Raw genomic sequence first — 13945 nt, 5'->3', positions numbered from 1 at the left:
TGAGCCAGGGCTGGACAGGGAAGCGACCCCCCATGCAGATCCACAAGTACGACACCGTCATCGTCGGCGCGGGCGGCGCCGGCATGCGCGCCGCCATCGAGGCCACCAAGCGCAGCCGCACCGCCGTCCTGACCAAGCTGTACCCGACCCGCTCCCACACCGGCGCCGCCCAGGGCGGTATGGCCGCTGCCCTGGCCAACGTCGAGGAGGACAACTGGGAGTGGCACACCTTCGACACGATCAAGGGCGGTGACTACCTGGTCGACCAGGACGCCGCGGAGATCCTGGCGAAGGAGGCCATCGACGCGGTCCTGGACCTGGAGAAGATGGGCCTGCCGTTCAACCGGACGCCCGAGGGCCGGATCGACCAGCGCCGGTTCGGCGGCCACACCCGCAACCACGGCGAGGCCGCGGTACGGCGCGCCTGCTACGCCGCCGACCGCACCGGTCACATGATCCTCCAGACGCTCTACCAGAACTGCGTCAAGGAGGGTGTGGAGTTCTTCAACGAGTTCTACGTCCTGGACCAGCTCCTCACCGAGGTCGACGGTGTGAAGCGGTCGGCGGGCGTGGTCGCGTACGAACTGGCGACCGGCGAGATCCACGTCTTCCAGGCGAAGGCGGTGATCTACGCGTCCGGCGGCACCGGCAAGTTCTTCAAGGTGACCTCCAACGCGCACACCCTGACCGGTGACGGGCAGGCCGCGGTGTACCGGCGCGGGCTGCCGCTGGAGGACATGGAGTTCTTCCAGTTCCACCCGACCGGCATCTGGCGGATGGGCATCCTGCTGACGGAGGGCGCCCGCGGTGAGGGCGGCATCCTCCGCAACAAGGACGGTGAGCGCTTCATGGAGAAGTACGCGCCGGTCATGAAGGACCTCGCCTCCCGTGACGTGGTCTCCCGGGCGATCTACACCGAGATCCGCGAGGGCCGCGGCTGCGGCCCGGACGGCGACCACGTCTACCTGGACCTGACCCACCTGCCGCCGGAGCAGCTCGACGCGAAGCTGCCGGACATCACCGAGTTCGCCCGCACCTACCTGGGCATCGAGCCGTACACCGACCCGATCCCGATCCAGCCGACCGCGCACTACGCGATGGGCGGCATCCCCACCAACGTGCAGGGCGAGGTGCTGCTGGACAACACCACGGTCGTGCCGGGCCTGTACGCGGCCGGCGAGGTCGCCTGCGTGTCCGTGCACGGCGCGAACCGCCTGGGCACCAACTCGCTGCTGGACATCAACGTCTTCGGCCGCCGGGCCGGTATCGCCGCCGCCGAGTACGCGCACGCCGGCGACTACGTGGAACTGCCGGCGGACCCGGCCGCGTCCGTCGTGGAGCAGGTGGAGCGGCTGCGGAACTCCGACGGCGACGAGCGGGTGGCGGACATCCGCAAGGAGCTCCAGGAGACGATGGACGCCAACGTGATGGTGTTCCGTACCGAGCAGACCATCAAGACCGCGGTGGAGAAGATCGGCGAGCTGCGCGAGCGTTACCGGCGGGTCGCCATCCAGGACAAGGGCAAGCGGTTCAACACCGACCTGCTGGAGGCCATCGAGCTGGGCAACCTGCTCGACCTGGCCGAGGTGATGGCGGTCTCCGCCCTCGCCCGCAAGGAGTCCCGCGGCGGCCACTACCGCGAGGACTACCCGCACCGCGACGACGTCAACTTCATGCGGCACACGATGGCCTACCGGGAGGTGGGGGCGGACGGCGTCGAGTCGATCCGCCTCGACTACAAGCCCGTCGTGCAGACCCGCTACCAGCCGATGGAGCGTAAGTACTGATGAGCACCCCGACGCTCGACAAGGACACGCCGGCCGGCCCGGCCGCGCCGGACGCCGCCGAGAGCGGCCTGTCGCACCTGATCACGATCACGTTGCGGGTCCGCCGCTTCAACCCGGAGGTCGCGGCCGAGGCGGAGTGGGTCGACTACCGGATTGCGATCGACCCCAAGGAACGCGTCCTGGACGCCCTCCACAAGGTCAAGTGGGACATCGACGGTTCGCTGACCTTCCGCCGGTCGTGCGCCCACGGCGTCTGCGGTTCCGACGCGATGCGCATCAACGGCCGCAACCGCCTGGCCTGCAAGACCCTGATCAAGGACCTCAACCCCGACAAGCCCATCACGGTCGAGCCCATCAAGGGCCTCACCGTGCTGAAGGACCTCGTGGTCGACATGGACCCGTTCTTCCAGGCCTACCGCGACGTCATGCCCTTCCTGATCACCAAGGGCAACGAGCCCACCCGGGAACGGCTCCAGTCCGCGGCCGACCGCGAGCGCTTCGACGACACCACCAAGTGCATCCTGTGCGCGGCGTGCACGTCGTCCTGCCCGGTGTTCTGGAACGACGGCCAGTACTTCGGCCCGGCCGCCATCGTCAACGCCCACCGCTTCATCTTCGACTCCCGCGACGAGGGCGGTGAGCAGCGCCTGGAGATCCTCAACGACAAGGACGGCGTCTGGCGCTGCCGCACCACCTTCAACTGCACGGACGCGTGCCCGCGCGGCATCGAGGTGACGAAGGCGATCCAGGAAGTGAAGCGGGCCCTCATCACCCGCCGGTTCTGACACTTCTCTCCGGTGAGGGGCACCCCGCGGGGGTGCGGGGAACGGCGCGCCCGGCCCGGTTCGGGAAACGGCGGAGTCCGGACCGGCGGTCCGGCGCCGCCGCCGGGTGCAGACACGTCATGGCCGGTCGCGCGGCTCCCCGCGTCCCGGTCGGGGCGCACCCGGATCACCCGCTTCTTGAGGCCACCGGCACTCCGGGGGCGGAGGGAGCCGCCTCCACCACAGCCGCAGCGGCTTTCGCGGCCGGGAGCCGCACGCGGACGGTCAGGCCCGTCCCGGGGGAGGTGTCCAGCGTCACCGTCCCGTGGTGGGCCTGGACCACCGCCTGGACGATGGACATGCCCAGGCCCGCTCCGCCGGTGTCCCTGGCCCGGTCCGGGGCGGCGCGGAAGAAGCGGTCGAAGGCCCGGGCGGCGTCCTCCGGAGCGAGCCCGGGCCCGGTGTCGGCGATCCGCAGCAGCACGTGGGGGCCGTCGGCCGTGACCTCCACGGTGACCGGCGAACCGGCGGGTGTGTGGACCCGTACGTTGCCGAGCAGATTGCCGACGACCTGCCGCAGCCCCGCCTCGTCGCCGAGCGCGTCCGGGAAGGGGGCGGCGGCCTCCGGCAGCAGCAGGATGAGCGGTCGTTCCGGCTGCTGCGCGGCCAGGTCGGCGGCGGCGTCCCGTACCGGGCCGCGCAGGTCCACCGGCCGGAAGGTGAGGGCCGGGCGGTCGTCGAGGCGGGCGAGGGCGAGGAGTTCGTCCACCAGGCGGCTCATCCGCAGCGCCTCCGCGGAGACCCGGCTCAGCGCCCGGTCCTGCTCGTCGGCGTCCAGCATGCCCTTCTCGTAGAGCTGGAGGTAGCCGCGGACGGACGCCAGCGGGGTGCGCAGTTCGTGGGAGGCGTCGGCGAGGAACTGCCGCATCTGGGCAGTGGCGCGTCCGCTCTCGGTCAGCGCGGTCTCGATCTGCTGGAGCATCGCGTTGAGCGCGGTGCTGAGCTGCTCGACCTCGGTGGAGCCGTGCCGGGCGGCGCCGATCCGCCGGGACAGGTCGCCCTCGGAGATCGCCGAGGCGGTCTCCACCATGTCCTCCAGCGGACTGAGCCGGCGGCGGGCGGCGGTCAGCGACCCGGTGGCGAGCAGTGCCAGCAGCACCACGCCCACCGCCGCCTCCACGATCAGCAGCTTGCCGATGGCGTGCTGCACGCCGGACAGCCGCATGCCCTTGACCACGAAGGAGCCGTCCGGGAGCCGGATCGCCACCACCCGGTACTCCTTGGAGCCGGACTTCACGGTGGCCGCGTCCCCGGTGCGGGCCAGCCGCGCGGGGTCGGGCAGCGCCTCGGCCAGCCGCCGCTGTTCCGCGCTGACCGGCGCGCTCTCGTCCTGGCAGACCCCGGCCGGCCGGCCCCGCTGGTCCAGCACGATGAACAGTTCCTGCTGGAATGCCTCGGAGACCGCCGAGTCCCCCGTACCGGTCCTGCCGCTCTCCAACAGGTCGGCGAGTGTGCACAGTTGCCGCAGGCCGTCCGCGGAGAGCGTAGTGTGCGCGAGGTGTTTCTGCGAGGCCTTCAGCGAGTCGTCCATCTGCCCGATCAGCACCATGTACGTGGCGGCGATGCTGGCCGCGGCGGCGAGCACCAGGCCGGCGGCGAGAAAGGCCAGGCTGGCGATGGTGAAACGCCCGCGCAGCGACCGCGGTTGCGACCACAGCCCGCACCGCCGCTTCACCGGGCCGCCTGCGCACCGGGCTCGGGTCCGGGCCCGAGGCCCTGCCGGTCGCCCGGCCGCGGCGCGCGCAGCCCGTACCCGATACCGCGCCGCGTCTCGATGAGCGGTGGTCCGAGCCGGTCCAGCTTGCGCCGCAGATAGGAGATGTACGTCTCCACCACCGTGGACGACACGGCGGTGTCGTACTGCCACACGTACTGCAGAAGCTGCTCCTTGGTGAGGACGCGGCCCGCGTGCCGCATCAGGTGGCGCAGCAGGTTGTACTCGGTGGGTGTCAGTTCGACCGGCTGCCCGGCGCGGCGCACGGTGTACGTGGCCTCGTCCATCTCCAGGTCGCCGTGGCGCAGTATTCGGTCCGCCGGCCGGGCGCCCGGGCGGCGGGTGCGGCGCAGCACCGCGTGCACCCGGGCCACCACCTCGTCCACGCCGAACGGCTTGGTGATGTAGTCGTCGCCGCCCAGTGCGAGACCGGCCACCACGTCCCGTGGCGCGTCCCGCGCGGTGACGAAGATGATCGCCAGGTCGTCCTCCTGCGGGGTGGCCGCCGCGCGCTCCGCGCGCAGCGTCCGGCACACCTCCCAGCCGTTGCCGTCCGGCAGCATCACGTCGAGCAGTACGAGGTCGGGCCGGTGCTCGCGGGCCGCGGCGACCGCCTCCCGCCCGGTCGCCGCGCTGTGCACCGCGAAGCCGTTGTACTTCAGGGTGATCCGCAGGATGTCGGCGATGCCGGGTTCGTCCTCGACGATCAGCACGGTGGCCACGGGGGTGTTCCCCGGCCCCGTCCCGACGGGGTTCACAGCTGCGGCGTCCTTCGCGGCGTCCATGCCCACCAGTATCCGCATCCCCCGACCGGCGTTGACCCGGCCGAACCTTGGAGTTCCTTGAGAGAAACGCGATCGGCTTGGTGCCGGGCGGTGTGGCCACGGAGGCTGATGGAGTCAGGACTGCTCCCGGGCCGCCCGAGCACGGCGGCCGAAGTCTCGTACGACGCAAGAACGATGGGGGATGTGATCGTGGCCTCAGTGGCGCGATGGTGCTTCCAGCACAAGTGGCTGGTGATCGTGGTGTGGGTGGCGGCGCTGCTGGGCGTCGGAGCCGCGGGCAACACGCTGGGAGACGCGTACTCCAACGCGTTCTCGCTCAAGGGCACCGAGTCGAGCAAGGTGCTCGAACTGATGGAACAGGTGGTGCCCGAGCGCTCCGGTGAGGTCGACACGGTGGTGTGGCACGTCGACTCCGGCTCGGTGCGGGACGACTCGGTGCGGCAGCGGATCGACCCGATGCTGGCGAAGGTCGCCCAGCAGAAGGACGTCGGTACGGTCGTCAGCCCGTACGAGCCGGCCGGCGCCGCGCAGATCAGCGACGACGGGCGCACGGCGTACGCCACGGTGACGTACACCAAGCTCGGCAACGACCTGAGCGACGCTCAGGGCAGGCTGCTGATCGACACCGCGCACACCGCGAAGACCGAGGGCCTGGCGGTCGAGGTCGGCGGCAACCGGCCCAGCGCGTCCGAGCAGCCGCTGCCGGGCCTGGCCGAGGCCGTCGGGATCGCCGCGGCGGCCGTGGTGCTCTTCCTGGCGCTCGGCTCGCTGTTCGGCATGCTGATGCCGATCGTGACCGCACTGTTCGCGGTCTTCATCTCGTCGTCCGCCATCATCCTGCTCAGCCACGCGATGAACGTGGCCGACTTCGCCCCGCAGTTGGCGAGCCTGGTCGGTATCGGCGTGGGCATCGACTACGCGCTGTTCATCGTGACCCGGCACCGTAAGGGCATTGTGGGCGGCAAGACCCCGCAGGAGGCGGCGGTCGCCGCGCTCGACACCTCCGGGCGCGCGGTGCTGTTCGCGGGCGGCACGGTGTGCATCGCACTGCTGGGCATGTTCACGCTGCGGCTGAACTTCCTCAACGGTGTCGCGGTCGCCTCCGCGCTGACCGTCGTGATCACCGTCGCCGCGGCCATCACGCTGCTGCCCGCTCTGCTGGGCGCGGTCGGCATGCGGATCCTCAGCCGTCGGCAGCGGCGCGCGATGGCCGCGGACGGCCCGCGGAAGGCCGCCGTGACCGGTGCGGCGGCGCGCTGGTCGTCCTTCCTGGAGCGGCACACGCGCTCGCTCGCCGCAGTGGCGGTGGTCGTGATGGCCGTCCTGTCGATCCCGGCGCTCTCGCTGCGGCTGGGCGCCTCCGACCAGGGCAACAACCCGACGTCGACCTCGACACGCAAGTCGTTCGACATGCTCGCGGACGGTTTCGGGCCCGGCTTCAACGGCCCGCTGACCATCCTCGCCGAGGCGCCGTCCGCCGCCGACCAGGCCGCCGTGGACCGGCTGGTGACGGATCTGAAGTCGACGGACGGGATCGCGTACGCGGCCCGGGTGCCGATCAAGAACCCCGACGGAATCGTGTTCGTCAACGCCGTACCGACCACGTCCCCGCAGGACAAGGCGACCTCGGACCTGATCGTCCACCTGCGCGACGAGGTCGTGCCGACGGCCGAGAAGGGCAGCTCGATGCAGGCGTACGTCGGCGGTCAGACGGCGATCGTGGAGGACTTCTCGACCGTCCTGTTCAGCAAGCTGCCGCTGTTCATCGGGGTGATCATCGTGCTCGGGTTCGTCCTGCTGCTGATCGCCTTCCGCAGCCTGGTCGTACCGCTCACCGCGGCCGTGATGAACCTGATCGCGGCGGCGGCCTCGTTCGGCATGCTGGTGGCGATCTTCCAGTGGGGCTGGGGCGGTTCGCTGGCCGGGCGGGCCGGGCCGATCGACGCGTTCCTGCCGGTGATCATGCTGTCGCTGCTCTTCGGCCTCTCCATGGACTACCAGGTCTTCCTGGTCAGCCGCATGCACGAGGAGTGGGTGCACAGCAAGGACAACGCGCGGGCGGTACGGGTCGGGCTCGCCGAGACCAGCCGGGTGATCAACTCTGCGGCCGTGATCATGATCTGCGTCTTCTTCGCCTTCGTGCTCAGCGGTGTGCGGGTACTGGCGATGTTCGGCATCGGGCTGGCGGGCGCGGTCGCGCTGGACGCGTTCGTCCTGCGGACCGTCCTGGTGCCGTCCCTGATGCACATGGTCGGCTCCGCCAACTGGTGGCTGCCGTCCTGGCTGGACAAGCGGCTGCCGCACCTCGCGGTGGAACCCGCCGCCGACGACTCGCCGGCGGGCGGCACCCCGGGCGACGACGACCTGCGGCTCACCGGCACGGGGAGCCGCGCGGGCTGACCCGCGCTCCCCTGCCCCGGACCGGGCCCGGCTCCGACCCCCGCGGAGCCGGGCTCCTTTTTTCGGCCCCCGCGTGATCGCCCTCTCGCGCCACCGCGCCTACCGGCCGGGGGGCCGGGGGCCGGGGCCGCCAAGTCCCTGACCCAGGGCTCCGTCCTCCCCGCAGACGCGCCGCACCGCCCCGATGCGGCGCGTCCTGAGAGGGCGTCAGTTCGCCGAGGAGCGCACGGGGGGCTCGGCGGGGGTCCGGGGCGGGTTCTCGGGGGTGCGTTCGCGGCGGAGGGTCCGGAGGCTGCGGACGCCGAGCAGGCCGATCACGGTGCCGAGGAGGAAGGACACGACCGCGAGCGTGAGGTGGATCCAGAAGTAGGCGGTCGGGGAGGAGTGGTCGCCGTGGTGGAAGGCGAGACCGCTGCTGTCCTTCCAGAGGTTCTTGACGAAGGTGGTCCAGACGATCCAGGACCACGCGCCGAAGGCGACGAGGAACCAGGAGACGGGGCGGCTGAGCTTCATATGTCCAGTATGGGCTGGGGGCGCGTGGGCCGGGACGGGGGGTTACGGGCGAGGGCCACCCGGACACCCGGGGCCCCTGGTGCTTACGGGGAGGCGTCCGCCCTGTACGTTCTGCGGGTGCCCATGACTGTCACCGCCCGTTCCGCCCTGGCCGTGTCCATGACCACCGCGCTGCTCGGCGGCAGCGTGCTCGCCGGAAGCGCCGCGACCGCGGCGGCTCCCGGCGACCCCAGGACGCCGAGACCGCCCGCGCGCATGTCGACGGTGGGCGGGGAGCGGCTGGGGATGCCCGGCACGCAGGTGGAGGTGGCACCGGGCGTGCCGACGCCGCCGGGCGGGCTGACCGCGCGGTCGTGGATCGTCGCGGACGCGGAGACCGGCGCGGTCCTGGCCGCGCACAACGCGCACTGGCGGCTGGCGCCGGCGAGCACGCTGAAGATGCTGTTCGCCGACACCGTGCTGCCGAGGTTCCCGCGGACGGCCGTGCACAAGGTGGCGGTCTCCGAACTGCAGGGCCTGGGCGTGGGCAGCAGCCTCGTCGGGATAAAGGAGAACCTCAGCTACTCGGTGCACGATCTGTGGCTCGGCGTCTTCCTGCGCTCGGGCAACGACGCCGTCCACGTACTCGCCGCCATGAACGGCGGCGTGTCCAAGACCGTCGCGGACATGAACGCGCGGGCCCACGAGTTGCAGGCGAACGACACCCGGGTGGTCACACCGGACGGCTACGACAAGCCCGGCCAGGTCAGCAGCGCGTACGACCTCACGCTCGTCGCCCGCGACGGCCTGCAGAACGCCGACTTCCGCGCGTACTGCTCCACGGTGGACGCGCGGTTCCCCGGCGACTGGAAGCGGGACGGGGACGGCAGGCCGACGAAGGTACGGGAGTCCTTCGCGATCCAGAACACCAACCGGCTGCTCAGCGGCGACTACGGCCTGGACCGCTACCCGGGGATAGCGGGTGTGAAGAACGGCAACACCACCAACGCCGGCGCCACCTTCACCGGGGTCGCGCAGCGCGACGGGCGGACGTTGCTGGTCACGGTGATGAACCCGGAACCCGGGCACGACCAGGTCTACCGCGAGGCGGCCTCGCTGCTGGACTGGGGTTTCAAGGCCGCGCCCGTCGTACGACCGGTCGGTACGCTCGTGCCGCCGCTGAGCAAGCTGCCGCGTCCGGCGCCCTCGGCGACCGGGACGGCCGGGGGGACGGCGGGGACCGCGGGGCGTCCGGCGGAGGCGGCGGTGGCCACGGCGGCGTCCTCGAAGGGCGGGCTGTGGACGGCGGTCGGGCTGGCCGCGGGGACGGCGCTGCTGCTGGGCGTGGTCATCCTCGTCGTGCGGCGCCGCCGCCCGCTTCCGTCCGGGGCCGGTCCTCTTGGCGGTGGCGGTCCCGGCGCCGGCCGCCTGGCCGCAGCCACCGGTGGGAGCCGGCGGGGGCGGTCGCGCGGCCGGTCCCGTGCGCGGGGTCGGGGTCGGGAGCGGGAGCGGAGTCGGGGTCGGGGTCGGGGTCTGCGGGGGCGCTGACCTTCGCGAGTTCCGGACGGGCGGGTGTCGAGCCGGCCAGTGTCGAGCCGGCCGGTTCGCGTTCTGCTTCGGGTTCTGCCGGTTCCGGTCGCGGGCCTTCCGCGCGACCCGGCTCCGGCCCGGGCCCGGGTTCCGGTTCCGGTGCGTGCCGCGGCGTCGCCGTCCACGCCGCGCAGTACAGCAGCAGCTTCGCCATGAAGTTGAGCCAGAGCATCAGCGCGACCGGCGTACCGAAGGCCCCGTACATGCTCCGGCCCGCCACCTGTTGCAGATAGCCGCTCAACAGCACCTTCAGCAGCTCGAAGCCGACCGCGCCGATGAGGGCGGCCTGGACGACCGCGCGACGCGGCGGCTCGACACCGGGCAGCAGCGTCAGCAGGTAGGTGAGGATCAGGAAGTTCGCGATCACGGCGATGCAGAAGCCGACGAGGGTGAGCAGCAGGCGGCCCGGGCCGTGGCCGCTGAGGCCGGCGCGGTCGGCGGTCCAGTTGACGGCGGCGGTGGCGAAGCCGGAGGCACCCAGCGAGATCAGCACGGCCACGCCGAGGCCCAGCAGGACGCCGCCGTCCATCAGCTTGCCGACGACGGGGTTGCGTTCCTCGTCGTCCTTGCCCCACACCGCGCGCAGGCAGTCCCGCAGCGAGCTGACCCAGCCGATACCGGTGAGCAGCAGCGCGGCGCCGGCGATCGCACCGACCGTGCTGGCGTTGGCGACCAGGCCGCCGATGTCGAGCTGGTCGGAGATGCCGGGGATCTGGTCGGAGATCTTCCGTTCCAGCGTGTCGAGCCGCCCCTTCGAGAGCAGGGCGGCACCGATCGCCGCGGCGACCGCGATCAGCGGGAAGAGCGAGAGAAAGCTGGTGAACGTCATCGCCGCCGCCAGCCGCGTCCAGTGCACCGCCTGGAGATGGGCGTACGCCCGCCAGGCGTGGGTCCGCAGCAGCACCGCGATCCGCGGGCCGATCCAGGGCAGTCGCGTCAGCCAGTCCATGCGGCTCGGCTACCCGGCCCCGCCGGAGGCACTCCAGGCCCCGCCTCTCGGGGCATTCTTGCCCCGAACGCGGCACTCCGGGGGACAGGTCCCCCGGGTTCACAGACGGGAGGCGGCCCGTATCCCTGGCTGCTGCGGCACCAGCGGATGCTCCTCCGCTCCGAACGGATACTCCCGCAGCTTCCGCCACACTCCGTCCCCGCCCTGTTCGTAGAGCGCGAACCCCGCGGCCGTCCACTGCGCAGCGAACCCCGTGAGCTCGGCCTGCGCCCGGTCCATCGCGGCCTCGCCGATCCCGTGGGCGACCGTCACATGCGGGTGGTACGGGAACTGGAGCTCCCGCTCGACCGGCCCCGACCGCACCCGCTCCTGCAACTCCGCGCACGCGGGAGCGCCTTCCGCGACCCGCACGTACACCACGGGCGACAGCGGCCGGAAGGTGTCCGTGCCCTGCAACCGCATGAGGAACGGCCGCCCACGCGAGGCCACCCGGGCGAGGTGCCGCCGGAAGGCGGGCAGTTCACCGCGGCCGACCTCGGTCGGCGGCAGCAGGGTGACGTGCGTGGCAATGGCGTGCGCCGCGGGGTCCCCGAACTCCGCTCTCCACTCCTGGAGCAGCCGTCCGTACGGCTCCGGGACCGCGAGGGACACGCCGATCGTCGTGACACCCACTGCGTTCACCCCTTTCCCCAGGTCGGTCACACGAAGGCGGCCCCGGTCGCGGGGCCCTTATCAGTGTCGCGCGCATCCGGGCGAACCGGACAGCGGCGTACGTCACAGTCGCCCGGGGCCCACGACCCCGGGTCGCCGTTGCGGCACCTCCGTGCCCGGACCTCAGTGCTTGGCGGCCAGGAAGCCGATCCGGTCGTACGCGGCGGCCAGCGTCTCCGCGGCGACGGCCCGCGCCTTCTCGGCTCCCTTGGCCAGAACAGAGTCCAACGTCTCCGGGTCTCCCAGATACTCCTGCGTCCGCTCGCGGAACGGCGTGACCCACGTCACGAAGATCTCCGCGAGATCGGTCTTGAGCGCACCGTAGCCCTTGCCCGCGTACCGCTCCTCCAGTTCCGGGATCCCGGTACCCGTGAGAGCGGAGTGAATGGTGAGCAGGTTGCTGACTCCCGGCTTGCTGACTTCGTCGAACCGGATGACCGTGTCGGTGTCGGTCACCGCGCTGCGGAACTTCTTCGCCGAGACGGTCGGCTCGTCCAGCAGGTTGACCAGGCCCTTCGGTGACGGCGCGGACTTGCTCATCTTCGCGCTCGGGTCCTGGAGGTCGTAGATCTTGGCCACTTCCCGCACGATGTGCGGCGCCGGGACGGTGAAGGTCCGGCCGAACCGCGTGTTGAAGCGCTCGGCGAGGTCCCGGGTCAGCTCGACATGCTGCCGCTGGTCCTCGCCGACCGGCACCGCGTCCGCCTGGTACAGCAGGATGTCCGCGACCTGGAGGATCGGGTACGTGAACAGGCCCACGGTGGCCCGGTCCGCGCCCTGCTTGGCGGACTTGTCCTTGAACTGCGTCATCCGGGACGCCTCGCCGAAGCCGGTCAGGCAGTTCATCACCCAGGCGAGCTGCGCGTGCTCGGGCACATGGCTCTGCACGAAGAGCGTGCAGCGGTCCGGGTCCAGGCCCGCGGCGAGCAACTGCGCGGCGGCCAGCCGGGTGTTCGCCCGCAGCCCCGCGGGGTCCTGCGGCACGGTGATCGCGTGCAGGTCGACGACCATGTAGAACGCGTCGTGCGTCTCTTGCAGCGCCACGTACTGGCGGACCGCGCCGAGGTAGTTGCCGAGGTGGAAGGAGCCGGCGGTGGGCTGGATGCCGGAGAGCGCACGAGGACGTAGCGAGGCCATGCCCACCATTCTCTCAGGTCGGCACCGGGGTCCGTACGGCCGCTTCGGCGAGGCCGGCGCCAGGTCCGTACAGCCGCTCGCACGGGGGGTTTCGCGCCCACGTGGGCGAGCGACGATAGAAACGACGATAGAAAAGGGCCGTACCCCGGCCCGCTCCAGGCCCGGACCTCCCGACGCACGACGAACGGAGTTACGCACGTGACCACGATTCCCGGCACCGCCGCGGACAGCGCCGACGCCACCACCACCGCCGGCGCGGCTGCCGCCGGTGTGACCGAACGCCAGATCGCGGCGACGGAGGCACACAGCGCGCACAACTACCATCCGCTGCCGGTCGTCGTCGCCGCCGCGGAGGGCGCGTGGATGACGGACGTCGAGGGGCACCGCTACCTCGACATGCTCGCCGGGTACTCGGCGCTCAACTTCGGCCATGGCCACCCGCGGCTGATCGCGGCGGCCAAGGCCCAGCTGGAACGGGTCACGCTCACCTCCCGCGCGTTCCACCACGACCGGTTCGCCGACTTCTGCACGGCGCTGGCGGAGCTGTGCGGCATGGAGATGGTGCTTCCGATGAACACCGGGGCGGAGGCGATCGAGACGGCGATCAAGACCGCGCGGAAGTGGGGATACCGGGTCAAGGGCGTGCCCGACGGGCGGGCGAACATCGTGGTCGCCGCGGACAACTTCCACGGCCGCACGACGACGATCATCAGCTTCTCCACCGACCCGGAGGCCCGGGCGGACTACGGCCCGTACACCCCCGGCTTCACCGTGGTCCCCTACGGCGACCTGGCCGCGATCGAGGCGGCGGTCGACGACGACACGGTGGCGGTGCTCCTGGAGCCCATCCAGGGCGAGGCGGGCGTGCTGGTCCCGCCGCCCGGTTACCTCGCGGGGGTCCGCCGCATCACCGCCGAGCGCGGGGTGCTCTTCATCGCCGACGAGATCCAGTCCGGGCTCGGCCGCACCGGGCGCACGTTCGCCTGCGAGCACGAGGGGGTCGTGCCGGACGTGTACGTCCTCGGCAAGGCGCTCGGCGGCGGTGTCGTCCCGGTCTCCGCGGTGGTCTCCTCCCGCGACGTCCTCGGCGTCTTCCGTCCCGGCGAGCACGGCTCCACCTTCGGCGGCAACCCGCTGGCCTGCGCGGTCGGCCTCGAAGTGATCGCGATGCTCGCCACCGGCGAGTACCAGCGGCGGGCGGCGGAACTCGGTGACCACCTCCACCACGAGCTGGGCTCCCTGACCGGTACGGGCACGGTCACCGCGGTCCGCGGTCGCGGCCTGTGGGCCGGCGTGGACATCGCCCCTGCCCTCGGTACCGGTCGGGCGGTCTCCGAACGCCTGATGGCCCGCGGTGTCCTCGCCAAGGACACCCACGGCTCGACCATCCGCCTCGCCCCGCCGCTGGTCATCTCCAAGGAAGACCTCGACTGGGGCCTGGACCAGCTCCGTACGGTGCTGGGCGTGTAGTCCCGCTCACGGAGGAGGCCCGTCTCGTGTAAGGGGCGCCGCGTTCTCATTGGCGGAGCCCCTTACCGGACAGCGCGGCCCACGGC

The 13945-nt window shown here is 71.7% G+C and carries 10 protein-coding genes and 1 pseudogene; 5 read left to right on the top strand and 6 right to left on the bottom strand.

Features of this window, described 5'->3' with window-relative positions; translation table 11 throughout:
- Positions 1-32: 32 nt before the first annotated feature.
- A complete protein-coding gene (sdhA, locus tag VIW71_RS06095) occupies positions 33-1787 on the top strand; it encodes a succinate dehydrogenase flavoprotein subunit (protein WP_331620943.1) in 1755 nt (584 codons plus the stop codon).
- A complete protein-coding gene (locus VIW71_RS06090) occupies positions 1787-2572 on the top strand; it encodes a succinate dehydrogenase iron-sulfur subunit (RefSeq protein WP_331620942.1) in 786 nt (261 codons plus the stop codon). The genes sdhA and VIW71_RS06090 overlap by 1 nt, the downstream gene beginning before the upstream one ends.
- Before the next feature lie 166 nt (positions 2573-2738).
- Here VIW71_RS06090 and VIW71_RS06085 read toward each other — a convergent pair whose 3' ends face one another.
- A complete protein-coding gene (locus tag VIW71_RS06085) occupies positions 2739-4286 on the bottom strand; it encodes a sensor histidine kinase (RefSeq protein ID WP_331620941.1) in 1548 nt (515 codons plus the stop codon).
- Entirely contained in the window at positions 4283-5110 is an 828-nt protein-coding gene (locus tag VIW71_RS06080) for a response regulator transcription factor (protein WP_414720673.1), read from the bottom strand. Before VIW71_RS06080 ends, VIW71_RS06085 begins: the two co-directional genes overlap by 4 nt.
- A gap of 174 nt (positions 5111-5284) precedes the next feature.
- Between VIW71_RS06080 and VIW71_RS06075 the strand changes: the two genes are divergently transcribed.
- Complete coding sequence (locus tag VIW71_RS06075; protein ID WP_331620967.1) at positions 5285-7510, top strand: MMPL family transporter; 2226 nt, start codon at positions 5285-5287, stop codon at positions 7508-7510.
- A gap of 207 nt (positions 7511-7717) precedes the next feature.
- On the opposite strand, the gene VIW71_RS06070 is transcribed toward VIW71_RS06075, so the two are convergent.
- Positions 7718-8023 (bottom strand): SCO4848 family membrane protein, encoded by a 306-nt coding sequence (locus tag VIW71_RS06070; protein ID WP_331620940.1) that lies wholly within the window; start codon positions 8021-8023, stop codon positions 7718-7720.
- A gap of 123 nt (positions 8024-8146) precedes the next feature.
- Between VIW71_RS06070 and VIW71_RS06065 the strand changes: the two genes are divergently transcribed.
- Positions 8147-9550, top strand: a complete 1404-nt coding sequence (locus VIW71_RS06065; protein ID WP_331620966.1) for a D-alanyl-D-alanine carboxypeptidase family protein — start codon at positions 8147-8149, stop codon at positions 9548-9550.
- A 55-nt stretch (positions 9551-9605) separates the two neighbouring features.
- Here VIW71_RS06065 and VIW71_RS06060 read toward each other — a convergent pair.
- From VIW71_RS06060 to trpS, 3 genes and pseudogenes are all read right to left on the bottom strand, one after another.
- A pseudogene (locus VIW71_RS06060) lies at positions 9606-10541 on the bottom strand (YihY/virulence factor BrkB family protein); the annotation flags it as partial.
- 99 nt (positions 10542-10640) lie between these two features.
- Positions 10641-11213 (bottom strand): 2'-5' RNA ligase family protein, encoded by a 573-nt coding sequence (locus tag VIW71_RS06055; protein WP_331620939.1) that lies wholly within the window; start codon positions 11211-11213, stop codon positions 10641-10643.
- A 162-nt stretch (positions 11214-11375) separates the two neighbouring features.
- Positions 11376-12389, bottom strand: coding sequence for a tryptophan--tRNA ligase (gene trpS, locus VIW71_RS06050; protein WP_331620938.1), 1014 nt, complete (start codon positions 12387-12389; stop codon positions 11376-11378).
- A gap of 270 nt (positions 12390-12659) precedes the next feature.
- Here trpS and rocD point away from each other — a divergent pair, with 270 nt between their 5' ends.
- Positions 12660-13859 carry an ornithine--oxo-acid transaminase gene (gene rocD / locus VIW71_RS06045; RefSeq protein ID WP_331620965.1) on the top strand — a complete coding sequence of 400 codons (1200 nt, stop codon included), beginning with the start codon at positions 12660-12662 and terminating at the stop codon, positions 13857-13859.
- Positions 13860-13945 lie beyond the last annotated feature (86 nt).

It is taken from the genome of Streptomyces sp., assembly GCF_036524955.1.
Taxonomy (GTDB): domain Bacteria; phylum Actinomycetota; class Actinomycetes; order Streptomycetales; family Streptomycetaceae; genus Actinacidiphila.
This window is presented reverse-complemented; position numbering and strand designations above follow the sequence as displayed.

Bases quoted from the DNA above. Each gene is read 5' to 3' on its own strand.
- VIW71_RS06090 (WP_331620942.1), top strand. From the start codon at position 1,787: ATGAGCACCCCGACGCTCGACAAGGACACGCCGGCCGGCCCGGCCGCG.
- VIW71_RS06075 (WP_331620967.1), top strand. From the start codon at position 5,285: ATGGGGGATGTGATCGTGGCCTCAGTGGCGCGATGGTGCTTCCAGCAC.
- sdhA (WP_331620943.1), top strand. From the start codon at position 33: ATGCAGATCCACAAGTACGACACCGTCATCGTCGGCGCGGGCGGCGCC.
- VIW71_RS06065 (WP_331620966.1), top strand. From the start codon at position 8,147: ATGACTGTCACCGCCCGTTCCGCCCTGGCCGTGTCCATGACCACCGCG.
- VIW71_RS06080 (WP_414720673.1), bottom strand. From the start codon at position 5,110: ATGGACGCCGCGAAGGACGCCGCAGCTGTGAACCCCGTCGGGACGGGG.
- trpS (WP_331620938.1), bottom strand. From the start codon at position 12,389: ATGGCCTCGCTACGTCCTCGTGCGCTCTCCGGCATCCAGCCCACCGCC.
- VIW71_RS06070 (WP_331620940.1), bottom strand. From the start codon at position 8,023: ATGAAGCTCAGCCGCCCCGTCTCCTGGTTCCTCGTCGCCTTCGGCGCG.